We start from the raw sequence: 19277 nt of genomic DNA, 5'->3' as shown, positions 1-19277 counted from the left end.
TGACTATGAGTACCTTGACTAAACGACTTCCTGGGCTGCGGCCTCGCTTCCTTTTAAGCCTGGGTGCAGCCGTGCTGTTGAGCGCCTGTGCCAGCAATGGTCAGAAGCCTGAACCCGGCCCCGATCCTTCTTCGTTTTTTGCTTCGGTCGGCAAGACGCCTGTCCGCAGTACTCAGGCTGACCCGCGCTTTGCCAATAGCAATACGCCTTCTCCTGCCGTGACGCGTCGGGTTCCGCAGCGAGTTGGCGGCAGTGCTGCGCCGATCGACCTGCCCGACCCGGCCGAGTTTCCGCAAGGTAACGACATTACGCTGAATTTTGTGGATGCCGAGCTGGATGGGGTTGTGGCGGCATTGGCGCGCTTTACCGGCCAGAACTTCATCGTGGACCCACGCCTGAAAGGACAACTGACCCTGGTGTCCGAGGTACCGGTCGATGCCCGCACCGCCTACGAGATGCTGCTGTCGGCTTTGCGCATGCAAGGGTTTGCGGTGCTGCGCAATGGCAAGGTCAGCCGAGTGGTGCCTGAAGCCGAAGCGCGTCAACAAGGTGGCGCGGTGCGTGCCGCTGGTGCCGGGGCCAGCGGTAGCGGCGAGCTGGAAACCCGCGTGTTCACCCTGCGTTATGAAAACGCCACGGCCTTGGTGCCTGTGTTGCGGCCCATGATTTCGCCCAACAACCCTATCAATGCCTACCCCTCCAATAACACCTTGGTCGTGACGGACTATGGCGACAACCTGGACCGTATTGCCCAGGTGATTGCCGGGATTGATACTCCCGCCGGCTTGAATACCGACATCATCCCGATTGATTACGGGGTGGCGCTGGACGTGGCGGCACTGGCCTCGCAGATGCTGGACACGCCCGGCAACGATGTGGCGCAGCGTATTACCGTAGTGGCTGATCCGCGTAGTAACTCCGTGCTGGTGCGGGCAGGCAGTCCGGCCCGTCTGGATCTGGCGCGTGACCTGATACGCCGTATCGACAGCCCGGAAAGCAATAAGGGCAATCTGCACGTGGTCTATCTGCGTAATGCCCAGGCGGTGCAGCTGGCGGAAGTGCTCCGAGCCGCCTTGACCGGACAATCGGGTTCGGGGAACGTGTCTACCGGGAGTCAGCAGCAGAACAACAACAGTCTGGCTCCTGATAACAATGCCAATACCACTGGCGGAGCCAAGGTCATGACGACCTCGGCAACGACGGGCCAGCAGCCTCAAGGCGAACTGGGTTTGAGTGCTGCGAACAATGCCAGTGGCACCGTGGCCTTCAGTGCGGGCGGCGCAACCGTGCAAGCCGACCCGTCCACCAATACCTTGATTATTTCGGCTCCCGATCCGGTTTACCGCAGCTTGCGTGAAGTCATCGACCAACTGGATCAACGGCGTGCTCAGGTGCTGGTGGAAAGTCTGATCGTGGAAGTGAATGCAGAGGATGCCGCCGAGTTCGGTATTCAGTGGATGACGGGCGGTGGCAATATCGCCGATGGTGGTTCGGGCTTTGTGGGCGGTGCCAATCTGGGCGGTAGCGGCATCACCAAGGCCGGGGCAACCACACTGGATTCGCTGGCTGCCGGTCTGAGTCTGGGGGTAGTGAAAGGCACGGTAAATGTGCTGGGCCAGCAAGTGGTCAATCTGGGTGTTCTGGCGCGTGCGCTGGAACGCCAGGGCGGCACCAATATTCTGTCTACTCCCAATCTGATGACGCTGGACAATGAAGAAGCCAGCATCATGGTGGGCCGCACCGTGCCTTTTGTGACGGGGCAATACACCACCACGGGCGATGGGGCCAGCAACCCTTTCCAGACCATTCAGCGTGAAGACGTGGGCCTGACCTTGAAAGTGCGTCCGCAGATCTCGGAGGGTGGTACCGTCAAGATGGCGCTGTATCAGGAGGTCAGCAGCATTGATACCGCCATGTCGGTATCGGCCAATTCGCCTGTCACGCGCAAACGGGCGCTGAGCACCAATGTGCTGGTGGATGATGGGCAGATCATTGTGCTGGGTGGCTTGCTGGAAGACTCGATTGAGGACGGCACACAATCTGTTCCCTTGTTGGGCGATATCCCGCTGGTAGGCAATCTGTTCAAGTACGAAAAACGCAAGCGCACCAAAACCAATTTGATGGTGTTTCTGCGTCCGCATATCGTGCGTAATGCGCAAGACAGCCAGAGCCTGTCTTTGGACCGCTACAACTACATGCGTGCCGTGCAGACAGGCTTGCCGGATCGCTCCACCTGGTTCCATCCGGATGCGGGACACATGGTCTTGCCGCAGGCCGGAGGCTCGTCCGGAACCGTGGACCTGCGAGAGACGCTATGACCCGTCTGCCGTACTCTTGGGCACGTCAGCATCGAGCGGTGCTGACGCAGCAGCAAGGTGTGGGCACGCTGGTGATTAGCGAGCGCACACCGGATTGGGCTCTGGTGGAGTTGCGGCGACGCTATCCCGAGCTGGACGAGCGCCAAGTGCCTGATGCGGAACTGGATACCTTGATTGATGCCAGTTACGCCCAGGGCGACGATGCCGCCAGCGTGGTGGATGCGGCGGCCAATGAGGTGGACCTGGATCGCCTGATGCAGGAACTGCCCGCTGTCACTGACTTGCTGGAAAATCAGGACGATGCGCCAGTCATCCGCATGATCAACGCCTTGTTCACCCAGGCGGTGCGGGATGGTGCCAGTGATATACACCTGGAGCCGTATGAAACCCATTCGGTCGTGCGCTACCGGGTGGATGGCCGCCTGCGCGATATCGTCAGTCCGCGCCGAGCCTTGCATGGTGCTTTGGTGTCGCGTATCAAGATCATGGCCAGCCTGGATATTGCCGAAAAACGGCTGCCGCAAGATGGTCGTATAGCCTTGAAAGTGGGGGGCAGAGCGCTGGATCTGCGTGTCTCGATCCTGCCTACCGGACATGGCGAACGGGCCGTGATGCGCTTGCTGGACAAGTCCGCCGGGCAACTGGAGCTGGAGCGTCTGGGCATGGCCCCGGATATTCTGGCTCAGCTCGATGAGCTGATTCATCAACCACACGGCATTGTGCTGGTTACCGGGCCTACCGGCAGTGGCAAGACCACCACCTTGTATGCGGCCCTGGGGCGAGTCGATACGGCGCGCAGCAATGTGCTGACGGTAGAAGATCCGATTGAGTATGACCTGCCCGGCGTAGGCCAGACGCAGGTCAATCCCCGTATTGAATTGAGCTTTGCCCGCGCCTTGCGCGCCATATTGCGACAGGACCCGGACATCATCATGATCGGGGAAATCCGCGATCTGGAAACCGCGCAGATTGCGGTGCAGGCTTCCCTGACGGGGCATCTGGTGCTGGCTACCTTGCATACCAACGATGCCGTGTCAGCGGCGACGCGTTTGGTCGATATGGGCGTGGAGCCCTTCTTGCTGGCCTCCACCTTGCGCGGGGTGCTGGCCCAGCGGCTGATACGCAAGCTGTGCCGACATTGTCGTCAGCCTGCCGAGCACGGGCAGTACCGGGCCAGCCCGGATGGTTGCGAGCATTGCGCCCACACAGGTTATCAAGGCCGTACCGGTATTCATGAGCTGTATCGCATCGACGAACGTGCTCAACACTTGTTGAATGCCGCCGGAGCCGAGCCCGCCTTGCGTCAGGCCGCGCGTGAATCGGGTATGCGCAGCTTGCGTGAAGATGCCCAGCGTTGGGTAGAACAGGGCATCAGTACCCCTGAAGAAGTATTGCGCGTCACGCGCGAGTTATAGGGGGGGGCGAGACAGCATGGGTACCTATCACTATGAAGCGGTGGACCAGGCCGGGCGCAGCGAGCGGGGGGTGTTGGAGGCCGAGAGCGAACGGCTGGCACGCCAGCAGTTACTGTCCCGAGGTCTGTTGACGGTTTCCCTGAAAGCAGGGCGTAGCCGGGCTGCCGCTCGTGCCCGCAGTGCGGGGCTGCGCCGTACCGAGCTATCCTGGCTAACCCGTCAGTTAGCCAGTCTGGTGGCGGCGGGCTTGTCTCTGGAGGCCAGCCTGGGTGTGGTGATTGAACAGGCGACGCGTCGGCCTTTGGTGCAATTGCTGGCCGCCTTGCGTGCTGATATCCGAGCAGGGCAAAGCCTGAGCGATGCCTTGGCCAATCATCCGCGTGACTTTCCTGAGATTTACCGAGCATTGGTGCGGGCAGGGGAGCAGTCTGGCGAGCTGGAAAAAGTGCTGGACCGTCTGGCCAGTTTCATCGAGGACAGCGGAGCCTTGCGTGGCAAGGTGCTGACAGCTTTTATCTATCCAGCCATCGTCAGCCTGATTTCGGTGGCGATGGTGGTGTTCCTGCTGAGCTACGTTGTCCCGCAAGTGGTAGGGGCCTTCACCCAGGCCAAGCAGCAATTGCCCATGTTGACTCGCGTCATGATCAGCGCCAGCGATCTGCTGCGTGAGTGGGGGGTGGTGTTATTTGTTTTGCTGGTATTGGTGGCTGTGCTGGTGGCCTTCCTGCTGCGACAGCCGGCCTTGAAGCTGGCCTTTCACCGACGCCTGTTAAGCGTGCCTGTTCTGGGGGGATATTTGCTGGGGGTGGACACTGCTCGCTTCGCCGCTACGCTGGCGATTCTGGCTGGCAGCAATGTTGCCTTGCTAACCGCCCTGGAGGCGGCCGGGCGTACCGTGTCCAATCTGGCCTTGCGCGATGCCGTGAACCAGGCTGCCATTCATGTGCGCGAGGGCCTGCCTTTGGCTACCGCCTTGCAGCGCAGTGCCTTGTTCCCGCCCTTATTGGTGCAACTGATTGCCAGTGGTGAAAAAACCGGTGAACTGGCGCCCATGCTGGATCGGGCGGCGACGACCTTATCAACTGAACTGGAGCGCAAAGCCTTGACCATGACGGCCTTGCTGGAACCTTTGATGATTCTGCTGATGGGGGGCTTGGTCTTGCTGATTGTGCTGGCGGTGATGCTGCCAATTATCGAGATGAATCAGCTGGTGCAGTAAAAGGCGGCATTGCCGCCTTATTGATGTGTGGCGGCAGTGCCTGTTACCGCTCACGTTCCCGGCACGGTCCTGGCTAGGATGAGGACATGGCTTTGATACGACGTATCGTCCTGGGGTGTACGTCATATTTTTTTGCAACGATTTCCAGCGGAACCTGATTGGTCAGCGCAATAAGGGCTTCCTTGTGTTGGGCTGGCGACAGGGCAGGGCGCCGGCCTAGTGGCCTGCCATTGGCACGTGCAGCGGCCATTCCCGCGCGGGTACGTTCACTGATAAGCGATCGTTCAAATTCGGCCAGGGCGGCCATCATATGAAAAAGCAATCTGCCGCCCGATGTGGTGGTGTCAATATTTTCCGTCAGGGAAATGAAATGGATATTTTCTTTGCCCAAGCGATCAATGGTGTCGACCAAATAGCGCAATGACCTGCCCAGTCTATCCAGACGCCAGACAATCAGCGTGTCGCCCGATTTCAATTTTCGCTGCAGGTGATTCAATCCCGGACGCGTTGCTTTAGCGCCGGATACTCCTCTATCCGTATAGATATGATCACAATTCACCTTTTTTAAAGCCGCGATCTGTAGGTCCAGGTTTTGATCCTGTGTTGAAACGCGTGCATATCCATATTTCTTACTCATAGTACCCATCTTCCTAGCGCAAAGCGCAGCCTCCCCCCTCCCACTCGACGACATCTCAATGCAGTCGATGTTAGTAAACCCAAGATGGTCTAGTGGAATGTTGGCCACGCGATGCCAAGTTTTACTAACCGCATGCAAACCTGCTGCCACGTAAACGGCGATTGAGGTAGCTCGTATTGCAATAAAAACTATTACGTAATTTTTTATTAACGCTGTGTTTCAGATGCAGATACTGATTAAGTGTTAGCGGCGGCCACATGTGTGTCAACACGAAGTAGGTCTGGCTGATGCACTTTCTGAAGAACGTTGCAGCCAGCCATAGGCAAGCGTCAACAATGGTTAAGAAAAGGCGTAAATAGGCTTGCGATTTTGACAAGAAGCCTCCTTTTAGTCCCAACCGAATAGCGCATCGAAATGATCCTTTTCAGCGTAATTTCCACGTACAAACGTGTCTATTTGTTATGGAATGGATGTTGACATAAAGGAGGCTTTTTGACCGCTGCCAGGTTGAAAGCCAGGCGCTGATTCAGACTCAGCGTCCAGAGTGCCAGCCGACGATGCGGGGCGTGTAATGGGCGCCCGGTCGGTAGAGTCCTTGTCCTGCTGGTTGCAGCAAGTTACTCCTTCAAGCAGCTATTTGCTTTTAGGGCTGCGCAGCCTGGCATCGCTTGCTCAGGCCTATGATGCGCGCCTGCTCCAGCAAGCCCTTTTGTCCGCCATTCAGGAGCGTCTACGTCCTTACGGCGTCGTGCGTAGCGACATCCTGGTACTTGACCAGGTGGTGTTGATTGGCTTGACGGATTGCCGCTTGCCCACCCAGTTTGACAAGGACCTGTTTCTGGAACGCTGCCAGGCGGCCCTGTGCCACGAGCCTGTCAGATGCGGCTCCGAGCTCATCCTGGTGAATGTGGTACTGGCCTGGGTGGAAGCGTCTGTTGACCAGCCGGTCTGCCTGTCTCATCTGCGTTCGCTGGCAAGCACGATTGCCTTTTCCGAGATCAAGCCGCAGGACGGCGACCAGACTCGACAAGACATGGCGCTGGCATCCCGTTTCTTTGCAGATATGCAAGACGGCAAGATTGCCTTGTCCTTTCAGCCCGTTGTGTTTGTGCAGAACCGCGAACACGTTCTGTACTACGAAGCGCTGTTGCGCTGGGATGATGCCGATTCAGGCTGCCAGTCAGGCTCTTGTGCGCCCGTTGTGCAGGCGATTGAGCGCCTGCATGTTACGGAACGCCTTGATGCCAGTGTGCTTTGGTCGGTGGTGCAGCTACTGGAGCGTTATCCGGACATCCACCTGGCCTGCAATATTTCCCCCTTGTCCTTGCAGCACGGGCCGTGGTGGCGGCTGTTGATCGCAGTGCTGGGCAATGCTCCGCAGTTGGCCAGTCGCCTGACTTTGGAAATCACGGAGACGGCCTGCGTCTTTGATCATAAGGCTGCCGCTAAGCTGCTTTGCACCTTGCGCAGTCTGGGCTGCAAAGTCGCCATTGATGATATTGGGGCCGGATTCAACACCCTGGATCTGGCCCGCCAGATCCGTCCTCACGTCATAAAAATTGATAAAGCCCTGGTGCATCAAGCACGGCACAAGGACGGGATCGCCGCCCTGAACTCCTTGGTTCAGACCTCTTGCGGCATCAGCCAATACGTCATCGCAGAAGGCATTGAGACGGAGCTGGATTTCCAGCTGAGCGTCGATGCCGGTGTGCACGCCGTCCAGGGCTACTTCATTGCATCTCCTTGCGTTCAACCCCCATGGGAGGGGGCGGAACCCTTGTCCGTTAGAGACAGTTTCAACCCCACACACACCAACTTTGCACTCAACAGGTATTCCTTAAAGGATCAGGAACAGAGATGAATCACATCTATAAAACCATCTGGAATGAGCAGACTGGAACATTTGTTGCCGTTTCAGAGAACAAGGCAGCAAAAGGGAAGCGCAGTTCTTCTTGCGTAAAGGGAGGCAAGCGTTCGTCTTTCTCCGCACGTATGGGATTGCTTGCCTTGTTGACAGCCAGCGCATTGGCGGTGAGCAATGCCTGGGCTGTTGTCGAGATTCCTGGCGACGGTCAGGACAACACCATCAACTTCACCAGCCCCGGCGGTACTATCCAATTTGTGGGTGGTGGCAGCATTGTGGGGCTGAGCAGCCTGACCATCTCCGGTGTCTTGAGTGCCGATCAGATTACGGTGGGTGGGGAGTCTGTGGCGACCCTGACGCAGCTCAATGCAACTTCTGCCGATGTGCAGACCAAGATTGATGGGCTGGAAACTCGTGTTACGGGTAATGAGTCCACTCTGACGGATCACGGGACTCGCATTACGGACAATGAAACGGCCATTACGAGTCATGACACCCGGATTACGGATAATGAAACAGCCATTACGGCCCATGACACCCGAATCTCGGACAATGAAACGGTTATTGCTGATCATGGTAGCCGCATTGGAGCGGCTGAAGCAGGCTTGGTAACGGTCAACGATCGTCTGACCACCTTGGGTGTGGATGATACCAATCCTGGTGTGAAGTATTTCCGTGCCAATTCAGAGCAGCCTGACGCCGAGGCGAACGGCGAAGAATCCATTGCAATTGGCCCTGAGTCCAAGGCAGAGGGTGATCGTAGTATCGCTGCAGGCCAGGGCGCTTTGGCCGATGCCCAGAGCGCGATTGCATTGGGTGACGGTGCCAGTGTCGCCAGCGCAGACAGTCGACCCAAACCGGAGGCGGCGATTGCGATTGGCAAGGATAGTCAGAGCAGCGGTTTGGCCAGCGTTGCGGTAGGCCGCGAAGCAGCGGCGAGTGGAAATAATGCGCTTGCCTTGGGTATGCAGGCACAGGCCAGTGGGGCTAACGGGATCGCCTTGGGTCTGGGTGCTCAGGCTGATGCAGAAAACAATATCTCTATCGGTAATGGTGCTGGCCGGGCGACTGGCAATCATCTGCCGGGTGATCGTTCGCACAATATTGCCATCGGTCAGGCCAGTGGTCAGAACGTCAAAGGTCAGTTCAATGTGGCGCTGGGTGATGGCACCGGCAATGGCGTGGATGGCAACGAGAACGTGGCGCTTGGCCGAGATGCTGGCCAGAATATCATTGGCGATAGCAATGTCAGCCTGGGCAAGAATGCGAATCGTGGGCTGTCATCCAATCGTGCGATCGGTATTGGTGAGGACTCCGGCGCTGAAACAGAAGGCGTGGCGATTGGGTACAAGGCGATTGCCGGTAATACCGGGGTCGCGGTGGGCCGTCAGACAACGGCATTGGGAACGGGTACAGCCATTGGTCCTAATGCACATGCAGACAGCAATTTTGTGGCCCTGGGGTTGAACTCTTATGCCGCACAAAATGATGTGTCCGGTCTGGGCCGGTTCACCAATAGAGGCTTCGATGGAAGTGCAGTGTCGGTTGGCAGTAGCCAGGCGGGCAGTGAGTTCACACGTCGTATTGTGAACGTGGAAGACGGTGCCAATGATACGGATGCAGTGAACGTGCGCCAGCTGCAATCGGCAGTAGATCAGGTGACGCTGGGTGCGACAGTGGACTATGAAAAGCTGGCCGAGAAGGTCGACAAGGATTGGGGCCAGCAGATTGCCGACAGCAAGACGGGTTACTTCAGTGTCAATGATGGTGGTGTGGACAAGGGCAACAAGAATAATAATGGTGCTGCTGCTACCGCCATTGATTCGATTGCCATCGGCCCGGATGCGACTGCCAAGGAGAAAGACTCGGTTGCCATTGGGTATATGGCAGGGGCAGAGGGAGCGTCCTCTGTGGTGATGGGGCACAACATCAAGGGCTTGGGGGTGAACTCCACGACCATCGGTAATTCCCAATCCGAGGCGCGCGACGAGAGTGGTGTAGCGATTGGTACGCATGTCGTTAGCCGTGACAAGAACTCCATCGTAATTGGCCGGGATTCCTATACGGATCGCCAGGCAAACGGTCCCTCTGTCGAGAATTCGATTGTGATTGGTACAGAATCCAGTTCCACAGCAGTGGAAGGGATTGTGATTGGTAAAAACTCGGTGGTGAATGCTGCTCGCGGTATCGCGCAGGGTAGCAATGCGGAGGCAACGGCCAGTGACGCCATGGCGTTTGGTACCCGGTCGCGGGCTGATGCGAGTGATGCCCAGGCCAGCGGTACGGATGCCCAGACCTTTGCGGCGCGTGGTATTGCCATGGGCACGCGTGCTCGCTCCGGCCAGCCTAATCCTGATGTCGAAAATCAGGACAGGAACCGCGACTCCATTGCGCTGGGTACGGATTCCGTTGCCGAGTTCAATAGCAGCATTGCAGTAGGACGCGAAGCTCAGGCCACCGCTGATTATGCACAGGCACAGGGCAAGGGCGCTCATGCTTTTGGCGAGGCATCGATTGCACAGGGCCGTGATGCTTGGGCTCTTGAACGACAAGCGATTGCGCTGGGTGACGGTTCCCGCAGCACGGCCGACCGTGCCGTCGCTATTGGTCAGGGCGCACGTGCAGGCAATGCACGTTCGATAGCGCTGGGCGATGGTGCAGAGACAGCAGGCGCGGTTGGCACCTCGAATGCCTCTTTGAACGGGTTGAACTACGGTAACTTTGCCGGGGATCGTCCTGTTGCTACCGTCAGCGTGGGTACGGAGCAGGAAAAACGTACAGTGACGAATGTGGCCGCAGGCCGGATCAGCGCGAGCAGCACGGATGCGATCAATGGCAGCCAGTTGTATGCCACGAATTCGGTGCTGGGCAATGTAGCCAACACCACGAAAAACATCCTGGGTGGTAATGCCACACTGGCCCCCAACGGCACTCTGAGCATGAGCAATATCGGTGATACCGGTGAAAACACGGTGCACGATGCGATCAAATACGCTGCTCAGGGCTGGCATGTGAGCGCCAATGGCGCCGCCACAGAGAACGTGAAACCGGGTGGTTCGGTGGACTTCAGCAATGACGATGGGAACATCACCGTCACGCGCACCGGCACCGATCTGGCCTTCAATCTGGCCGATGATCTGACCGTGGGTAACAGCATTACGGTGGGCGACACCGTGATCAACGGCGACAGCGTCACCGTAGGCGACACGGTCGTCAATGGCGATAGCATCACCACCAACAACCTGACCGTTCAGGGTGAAACCCGCTTGGGTGACAACTTTGTAGTGAACAACGCGGGTGATGTCATTTACAAGGGCAGTGAAGTCGCTACGCAGAATGACGGCTTGAGCTTTGCCGGCAACACCGGCAGCACCATTGCCAAGACGCTGGGGGATAACACGCCATTGACGGTCTCCGGCGAACTGGCCGAGGGCGAAGCCTCGACAGGCGCGAACCTGCGTGTTGATAGCGACGGCAACCAGCTGAACCTGGTCATGGCGCAGAACCTGACGGATCTGAACAGCATCACCATCAATAACGGTGGTCCGGTGATCAACGGCGACGGCATCAATATGGGTGGCAAGAAGATCACCGATCTGGCCGTTGGCACAGAAGACACCGATGCGGTGAATGTGTCGCAGTTGAAAGAGGTCTCGGATGTTGCCAACGCGGGCTGGAACATCAGTGCCAATGGTGCTGCCGCCGAGAACGTCAAGCCGGGCGGTTCGGTGGACTTCAGCAATGACGATGGCAACATCACCGTCACGCGCACCGGCACCGATCTGGCTTTCAATCTGGCCGATGATCTGACCGTGGGTAACAGCATTACGGTGGGCGACACCGTGATCAACGGCGACAGCGTCACTGTGGGTGATACGGTCGTCAATGGCGATAGCATCACCACCAACAACCTGACCGTTCAGGGTGAAACCCGCTTGGGTGACAACTTTGTAGTGAACAACGCGGGTGATGTCATTTACAAGGGCAGTGAAGTCGCTACGCAGAATGACGGCTTGAGCTTTGCCGGCAACACCGGCAGCACCATTGCCAAGACGCTGGGGGATAACACGCCATTGACGGTCTCCGGCGAACTGGCCGAGGGCGAAGCCTCCACAGGTGCCAACCTGCGCGTTGATAGCGACGGCAATCAGTTGAACCTGGTCATGGCGCAGAACCTGACGGATCTGAGCAGCATCACCATCAATAACGGTGGTCCAGTGATCAACGGCGACGGCATCAATATGGGTGGCAAGAAGATCACCAATCTGGATGCTGGCACGGATGACACCGATGCCGTGAATGTGTCGCAGCTGAAAGAAGTCTCGGACGTTGCCAATGCGGGCTGGAATATCAGTGCCAATGGTGCTGCCGCCGAGAACGTCAAGCCGGGCGGTTCGGTGGACTTCAGCAATGACGATGGCAACATCACCGTCACGCGCACCGGCACCGATCTGGCTTTCAATCTGGCCGATGATCTGACCGTGGGTAACAGCATTACGGTGGGCGACACCGTGATCAACGGCGACAGCGTCACTGTGGGTGATACGGTCGTCAATGGCGATAGCATCACCACCAACAACCTGACCGTTCAGGGTGAAACCCGCTTGGGTGACAACTTTGTAGTGAACAACGCGGGTGATGTCATTTACAAGGGCAGTGAAGTCGCTACGCAGAATGACGGCTTGAGCTTTGCCGGCAACACCGGCAGCACCATTGCCAAGACGCTGGGGGATAACACGCCATTGACGGTCTCCGGCGAACTGGCCGAGGGCGAAGCCTCCACAGGTGCCAACCTGCGCGTTGATAGCGACGGCAATCAGTTGAACCTGGTCATGGCGCAGAACCTGACGGATCTGAACAGCATCACCATCAATAACGGTGGTCCAGTGATCAACGGCGACGGCATCAATATGGGTGGCAAGAAGATCACCAATCTGGATGCTGGCACGGATGACACCGATGCCGTGAATGTGTCGCAGCTGAAAGAAGTCTCGGACGTTGCCAATGCGGGCTGGAATATCAGTGCCAATGGTGCTGCCGCCGAGAATGTCAAACCCGGTGCTTCGGTGGACTTCAGCAATGACGATGGCAACATCACCGTTACGCGTACCGGCACCGATCTGGCCTTCAACCTGGCTGATGATCTGACCGTAGGCAACAGTATTACCGTGGGTGATACGGTGGTCAATGGCGATAGCGTCACTACTAACAACCTGACCGTTCAGGGTGAAACCCGTCTGGGTGACAACTTTGTGGTCAATAATGGCGGTGATGTCATTTACAAGGGCAGTGAAGTTGCTACCCAGAATGACGGCTTGAGCTTTGCCGGCAACACCGGCGGCACCATTGCCAAGACCTTGGGTGATAACACGCCATTGACCATTTCAGGTGAGTTGGCCGAAAGCGAAGCCTCTACAGGCGCGAACCTGCGTGTTGATAGCGATGGCAACAAGCTGAACCTGGTCATGGCGCAGAACCTGACGGATCTGAACAGCATCACCATCAATAACGGTGGTCCGGTGATCAATGGCGATGGCATCAATATGGGTGGCAAGAAGATCACCGATCTGGCCGTTGGCACAGAAGACACCGATGCGGTGAATGTGTCGCAGTTGAAGGGTGTTGAAGAGGTTGCCAACGCAGGCTGGAACATCAGTGCCAATGGTGGTGCCACAGAAAATGTGAAACCAGGCGCATCGGTGGACTTTAGCAACACCGACGGCAATATCAACATCACACGTGATGGCACGGACCTGGCCTTCAACCTGAACAAGGACATTGATCTGGGTGCGGACGGCAGCCTGACGACAGGAAACACGGTCGTCAATAACGACGGTCTGACTGTAGAGGATGGTGCAGGTAACAAGACCTCCACGACTGCGGCAGGCACCACGGTCAGCAATGCCGCCGGTGACACGACTAACGTAGGCGCAGGTTCGATCACGGTAGCAGATGCGGCCGGTAACAGCACGGCTATCGGCAGCACGCAGGTCGTGGTGGGCGGAGCAAACCCGGTCACGATCAATGGTGATACCGGCCGAATCGGCGGACTGACCAATCTGACTTGGGATCCGGACAATTACACCAGCGGTCAGGCGGCGACCGAAGACCAGCTCAAGCAAGTCAATGACGTTGCCAGCGCTGGCTGGAATGTGACCGATGCGGATGGCAATAGCGCCAATATCGGCCCGAACGGCCAGGTTGCCTTTGTCGGTGACAAGAACGTCACGGTCGAGCAGACCGGCACCGATGATTCCGGACAGGTTGAAGTCAAGCTGAACAAGGACATTGATCTGGGTGCAGATGGCAGCCTGAAGACCGGCGATACCGTCATCAACAACGCAGGGGTTGCGGTAGGAAACGACGTACACCTGGGTAACACCGGCCTGACCATCAACAATGGCCCGAGCATCACCCTGGCTGGCATTAACGCAGGTGATATGCGCATCACCAATGTGGCCGCCGGCCGCAATCCGACGGATGCCGTCAATTACGGTCAGCTCCAGCCTATCGAGTCCTTCATTGGTCTGGATGGAAACGGCTCGTTTGCTTACAACGGTGGCCAGCATTCTTCCTTGAAAGATGTTCTGGACAGCATGCACTGGAATGTTGAAGCACCGACAGATGGCAAGGAAGGCGGCAATACCGGTGGCTCCAATGGCAATGGTTCCGGCTCCACAGGTGGTGGCAATAATGGCTCCGGTGACGGCACACCTATCCATAATGGCAACACCGTGGGTTTTGTTGAAGGCGACAACATCGTGATCTCCAAGACGGACCGGGTCAATGATGCAGGCCAGACCGTTGGCGCTGATATCAAGGTGTCGGTGTCCCAGGATCTGAAGGTCAATTCCATTACGGCAGTGAATGTTCAGGCCGATGAAATTCAGATCAATAACGGTGGCCCGATCATCAACGAGAACGGTATCAATATGTCCGGCAAGCACATCACCAATGTGGCGGCGGGCGTCAATGACACCGATGCGGTGAACGTGAGCCAGTTGAATCAGGTTGCGGGCAATCTGCAAGGCCAGATCAACAACATTCGCCACGATATCAATCGTCTGGATAACCGCTTGAGTGCAGGTGTGGCGGCCGCCATGGCAACAGCGTCACTGCCCCAGGCTTACTTGCCGGGCAAACACATGATGTCCATGGCTGGTGGTACCTGGCGTGGAGAGTCCGGTATGGCCATTGGTTTCTCCGGAATTACCGATAACGGCAAATGGGTTTACAAGCTCTCGGGCAATACCACCTCGCGCGGTGATTACGGTGGTGCCGTGGGTATTGGTTATCAATGGTAAGTCGGCCCTGACTCTACGGTGCATCGGCGCATTGACGCCGATGCACAGCACACACTTTTGAAGGATTTCAGATCATGAAGAAAAATTGGTTTGGGGCTGCTCTGCTCGGCAGTCTGGTGCTTGCTGGATGCGGAACTTTGAGTCAGGTGGACTCGGAAGGTCACACAGAAAACCCGGTGTTTCCTGAAGTGGACAAAGCGACGTTTCACACGGGCTCTTACCCGAATATCGACAATCTGCGTCAGGTCCGGGAAGGCGTGACACGCGATCAGTTGTATGACTTGCTGGGTCGCCCGCACTTTGCCGAAGGTTTCAAGGTGCGGGAGTGGGATTACCTGTTCCACTTCAACACGGCACAGGGCATCAAGACGTGTCAGTTCAAGGTGCTGTTTGACCAGGACAAGCTGGGCCGCAGTTTTTACTGGAAGCCTAGCGAGTGTGCTTCTGTCCTGGATGCGACGCCGAAAACCGCGACTGTTCAGCCTTTCTCGCTTTCCGGGGACGTGGCCTTTGCCTTTGGCAGTGCGACCTTGACCAGTGCGGGGTTGAGCACGATTGGAGATATTGCAGGCCAGCTCAAGCAAATGTCCGAAATCGAGCGCGTGACTGTTTCCGGTCATACGGATCGAATCGGAAATGCGGCATCGAATCAGCATTTGTCGCAGCAACGAGCCCAGACAGTCCGCCAGGCTTTGTCCGCCCAGGGCATTCCAGCTGCCGTGATTGTGACGCAAGGCTTTGGTTCGGATCGTCCCCTTGTGCAGTGTGATCAACACAATCGCACTGAGTTGATCGCCTGCCTGGCGCCGAATCGTCGGGTTGATATTGAGGTTCAAGGCCAACGTTAAGTTGGATGCTGCAACCAGGCACGCACCCGGCTTGTCGGGCTGCGTGCCGTGATTGAGAAAATAATGAATATTCTGCACAAATTAGCGCTACTGATTCTGGCGGGCGGCCTGGCTGCTTGTCAGCAAACGATGCCTCGCCAGGCTCCTGAACCTGTAGATCCGGCACCGCCTGTCATGCAAGGTTCTGCCTCGTCCGCCAAGGCCCCTGCGGTGGCAGCAACAGCCTCTCGCAATCAATCCAACACGGTCATCACCCTGCATTTGGCGCAGGAGAAAGCGGAAGCGCCCTTGGTGGCGGTGGATGTGGGCGGAACCTCTCTTTATGCGCTGCCCCAGCCCGTTCTGACGCAAGCCGATCTGCACCGTGTCACTCCCGTGACCACACAAGATCAAGGAACCTTTCTGTTGCTGGAAATGAACCAGAACGGGATTACCAAACTGCGCAGTGTCACGGCTCAGGCGCAAGGCCACTATCTGCTGCTAAGTGTGCAAGGGCAACTGGTGAGTGTGGCGCGTATCAGTGAAACGATTTCCGATGGGCGTTTGCTGATCGGAACCCAGAATGCTCAGCATACACAGGCCATTATTAAATTGATGCAGGGTGGTCAGTGATAAAAGGACTGCGTATCGCGCCCTATGTACGATTTTGATGTGGTTTTTCTCCTGATTGCACAGCCTGCATCATCGCGTGTGGGCGATATGCTGGCCCTGCATGATTATCTGGCCGGCTCAGGGGTGTGCACGACCGTGGCGACCAGACCCACGGACCTTGCCACAATCGGAAAGCGCCTGCGTGTCTTGATTATTGATGGTGAAGGGGAAAGCGAGTTTGATGTTTATGCCGTGATCTCGGCAATGCGTCAGCTGGATAATGTGGCAATTCTTTTTCTGGCCGATGAGACTCCTTTGGCCTGTGAGCGCGCCTTGTATGCGGGGGCTGACATTTGTTTGTCGGCCCGCATTACGCATGCCGAGTGCTTACGCGCTGTCGTTGAACTGGGCAGTGTCCGCAAGCCCCCGCCCATCAATGAAGAAAGAGTGGCGCTGAAAAGAAAGAGGCAGCGCAGAAGGCATTACATTGGCTTGAATCTTCGCTCCCGCTATTCCCGCTAAGTTTGGTAGCGGGCCCTTGGCGCGCTACCTGCATCAATCACAATCAAAAAAAACCCCGATGCCACTTGTTGGCATCGGGGTAAAAAGTGTGCGTGGTGCGCACGCACACATAGTCAGACGATAGAACTATAGATTCAGAGCGTTTAAGTCTTACAGGTAGGCAGGAATCCCCAGAGCTGGGTCGCTGACGCCGTGCTCGCCAAACTCCACGCGGCCTGCGAAGCGACGGTAGTAGCTTGGGTCGCTGCTGCAGCGAACCACGAAGTCGTACCAGTGGCCGCTGGCCTTCAAGGCCCAGGATTGTTTGGATTGCTGGCCTGGCTCAACCGTCACCTCCCATGGACCGTCTTCACGGTAGGCCATGGACTGGATGGTGAAGGTGCAGGCAGACTGGCCACCGTTCATCATTTCCAGATAGATATCGCCTTTGGTGACTTCGTAGCAGACACGAATTTCGGGGCGGGCAGCTTCGGGCTGGCTCAACACGCTGACATCGCCACGGAAGTGACGGTGAAAGCCGTTCGGACCCAGGACCCACAGGTCGTAGTGACCCAGATTGTTCGCTTGCACGTCCCACACATCATCCAGGATCTGGTCAGGGTTGACCATGTAGCGGCGAGGGATGCGGTCCAGATTCAGCTTGTCGTAGACGTGGAACACAGCCGCTGCTTTCCCCGTGTTGGAGAACAGCAGTTGTACGCCTTTCTCGCTGTCGCAACGGGCGCTGACGTGCAGTTCGTAAGGCAGGGCACGCGATGGACGCACGCCGGTTTGCTGCACGGGAATGCGCTGGTTGTCGACGGGCTGAGGTACTTGGGCCAGACGCTCCTGAGCACTACGGATCGAGTCTGCGTCCTGACGGCTGCGGCGGCCGTTCAAGGTAGGCAAAGGTTCGTCGTTCGGGCTGGCAAAGTTGAAGGCGGAGGTCAGGTCACCACATACGGCACGGCGGTACGGGCTGATATTCGGTTCCATCACGCCAAAGCGCTCTTCCATGAAGCGGATAACAGAGGTGTGGTCGAACACTTGCGAGTTCACCCAACCGCCACGGCTCCAGGGCGAGATCACGTACATGGGTACACGCACGCCGGGGCCAAAGACCTTGCCGTCACGGGGAGGCTGACCCAACAGACCTTTGGGGCTGGGGTAGTTGTAGTACTCGAACGCGATCTCTTCTTCGCTCAGGGAGGTTTTGCCCGCGGGCTTGCCAGTGACCGGATCAATGGAAGGGGCAGAAGGCGAAGGCACGTGGTCAAAGAAGCCGTCGTTCTCGTCAAAGTTGACCAGCAAAACGGTCTTGCTCCAGACCTCGGGGTTGGCTGTCAGCGCATCCAGCAGTTCCTGGGTGTACCAGGCGCCTTGTACCGGGCTTGATGGGCCAGGGTGTTCGGAGTAGTTGGCAGGAGCCACGACCCAGGAGATCTGAGGCAGATTGCCTTCTTCCACGTCTTTACGCAGTTGGCCAAAGAAACCACCATCGGGCATGGTGTTGGCCACGCCTTTGTACAGCGGGTTGCCATCATTGTCGGCCGGATCGTAAGGCGAGTTGTTGGGCTTGCCGGATTGTTCGTTGGCACGACGGTATTGCTTGAAGCCGGCCAGGGAGTTGTCGGTAAAGTTGTCAGGCAGGTTCTGATACACCTTCCAGCTGATACCGGCTTCTTCCAGGCGCTCGGGGTAGGTTTTCCACTCGTAGCCCAACAGGGAAGAACCAAGGCTGTCCCAGGCGTTGTTCACCGTACATTCGCCGCTGCCCGATGGTCCATTCGTACCCGTCCACAGGAACATGCGGTTGGAGTTGGTGCCGGTGTGCATGGAACAGTGGTAGGCATCACACAGGGTGAAGGCGTTGGCCATGGCGAACTGGAAGGGTACTTCGGCTTCGCGGTAGTAGCCCATGGAGTGACGGTTCTTGTGCTTGGGCCAGAAGTTCATGCGGCCGTGATCCCAGGCAGCCTGGCCGTCCGACCAGGAGTGCGGCGTACCGTTGACGCGCTGGGCATTACCCTTGGTGCTGTCCAGGTGATAGGGCAACACGCTTTCGGTGGAGCTGACGTTTTGCTGCCAGACATTGCGGCCATTGGGCAAGGGAATGGTGAAGCGGTCGCCAAAACCGCGCACACCTTTCAGGGTGCCGAAGTAATGGTCAAAGGAGCGGTTCTCCTGCATCAGAACCACAATGTGTTCTACGTCCTTGATGGTGCCTGTCTTGTTGTTGGCCGGAATGGCCAGCGCCTTGCGGATGCTGGGAGGGAATGCGGCCAGGGAACCTGCTGCCAGGCTGGCACCGGTCATATTGCGTAGGAAGCTGCGGCGTGAAGTCATTGTGCTTAATCTCTTAGTCAATCAAGGGGCGCATTTCAGTTGCGGCGCGGGTTCGGGCGTGGGTTTGCCGGGCTCGGTGGGCTCTTCAGGCGAGCCCGTGTTACCCGAGCTACCGGTGTCGCTGCCACCGCCGCAGGCAGCCAGCAGGCCGCAGAACATCAACAAGACGGATGCGCGTTTTATGCGCTCAAAGGTGAGTGAAGCGTTCTTGGGAGTCATAAAAAGTCCTTGCTT

At 57.4% G+C, this 19277-nt stretch carries 11 protein-coding genes; 8 read left to right on the top strand and 3 right to left on the bottom strand.

Going from position 1 to position 19277, the window contains the following annotated elements; all coding sequences use genetic code 11:
- Positions 1-5: 5 nt before the first annotated feature.
- From gspD to gspF, 3 genes are read left to right on the top strand one after another with little or no spacing between them, the layout of a single operon-like run.
- On the top strand, positions 6-2318 hold the full coding sequence (gspD, locus tag CPY64_RS12960; RefSeq protein WP_042487049.1) for a type II secretion system secretin GspD: 2313 nt from the start codon (positions 6-8) through the stop codon (positions 2316-2318).
- Positions 2315-3733, top strand: a complete 1419-nt coding sequence (gene gspE / locus CPY64_RS12955; protein ID WP_042487051.1) for a type II secretion system ATPase GspE — start codon at positions 2315-2317, stop codon at positions 3731-3733. The genes gspD and gspE overlap by 4 nt, the downstream gene beginning before the upstream one ends.
- A gap of 16 nt (positions 3734-3749) precedes the next feature.
- Entirely contained in the window at positions 3750-4952 is a 1203-nt protein-coding gene (gene gspF, locus CPY64_RS12950; RefSeq protein ID WP_042487055.1) for a type II secretion system inner membrane protein GspF, read from the top strand.
- Between the two features lie 73 nt (positions 4953-5025).
- On the opposite strand, the gene CPY64_RS12945 is transcribed toward gspF, so the two are convergent.
- Complete coding sequence (locus CPY64_RS12945) at positions 5026-5589, bottom strand: recombinase family protein (RefSeq protein WP_042487058.1); 564 nt, start codon at positions 5587-5589, stop codon at positions 5026-5028.
- A gap of 571 nt (positions 5590-6160) precedes the next feature.
- On the opposite strand from CPY64_RS12945, the gene CPY64_RS12940 reads away from it, so the two are divergent.
- The 5 genes from CPY64_RS12940 (at position 6161) to CPY64_RS12920 (ending at position 16718) form a co-directional block, all read left to right on the top strand.
- Complete coding sequence (locus CPY64_RS12940; protein ID WP_042487061.1) at positions 6161-7450, top strand: EAL domain-containing protein; 1290 nt, start codon at positions 6161-6163, stop codon at positions 7448-7450.
- Entirely contained in the window at positions 7447-14757 is a 7311-nt protein-coding gene (locus CPY64_RS12935) for a YadA-like family protein (RefSeq protein ID WP_096917391.1), read from the top strand. Before CPY64_RS12940 ends, CPY64_RS12935 begins: the two co-directional genes overlap by 4 nt.
- A gap of 74 nt (positions 14758-14831) precedes the next feature.
- Positions 14832-15605 carry an OmpA family protein gene (locus CPY64_RS12930; protein WP_042487066.1) on the top strand — a complete coding sequence of 258 codons (774 nt, stop codon included), beginning with the start codon at positions 14832-14834 and terminating at the stop codon, positions 15603-15605.
- A gap of 63 nt (positions 15606-15668) precedes the next feature.
- Positions 15669-16217, top strand: coding sequence for a hypothetical protein (locus CPY64_RS12925; RefSeq protein ID WP_042487069.1), 549 nt, complete (start codon positions 15669-15671; stop codon positions 16215-16217).
- A gap of 24 nt (positions 16218-16241) precedes the next feature.
- Complete coding sequence (locus CPY64_RS12920) at positions 16242-16718, top strand: hypothetical protein (RefSeq protein ID WP_042487072.1); 477 nt, start codon at positions 16242-16244, stop codon at positions 16716-16718.
- Between the two features lie 150 nt (positions 16719-16868).
- Here the strand turns inward: CPY64_RS12920 and CPY64_RS12915 are convergent, their stop codons facing one another.
- On the bottom strand, positions 16869-19043 hold the full coding sequence (locus tag CPY64_RS12915) for a phosphocholine-specific phospholipase C (protein WP_042487075.1): 2175 nt from the start codon (positions 19041-19043) through the stop codon (positions 16869-16871).
- Between the two features lie 21 nt (positions 19044-19064).
- Positions 19065-19262, bottom strand: a complete 198-nt coding sequence (locus CPY64_RS12910) for a hypothetical protein (RefSeq protein ID WP_042487078.1) — start codon at positions 19260-19262, stop codon at positions 19065-19067.
- Between the last annotated feature and the right edge of the window lie 15 nt (positions 19263-19277).

The sequence above is a fragment of the Alcaligenes faecalis genome, assembly GCF_002443155.1.
Classification (GTDB): domain Bacteria; phylum Pseudomonadota; class Gammaproteobacteria; order Burkholderiales; family Burkholderiaceae_B; genus Alcaligenes; species Alcaligenes faecalis.
The sequence above is the reverse complement of the archived record's forward strand: the minus strand, read 5'-3'. Positions and strand labels throughout refer to the sequence as shown.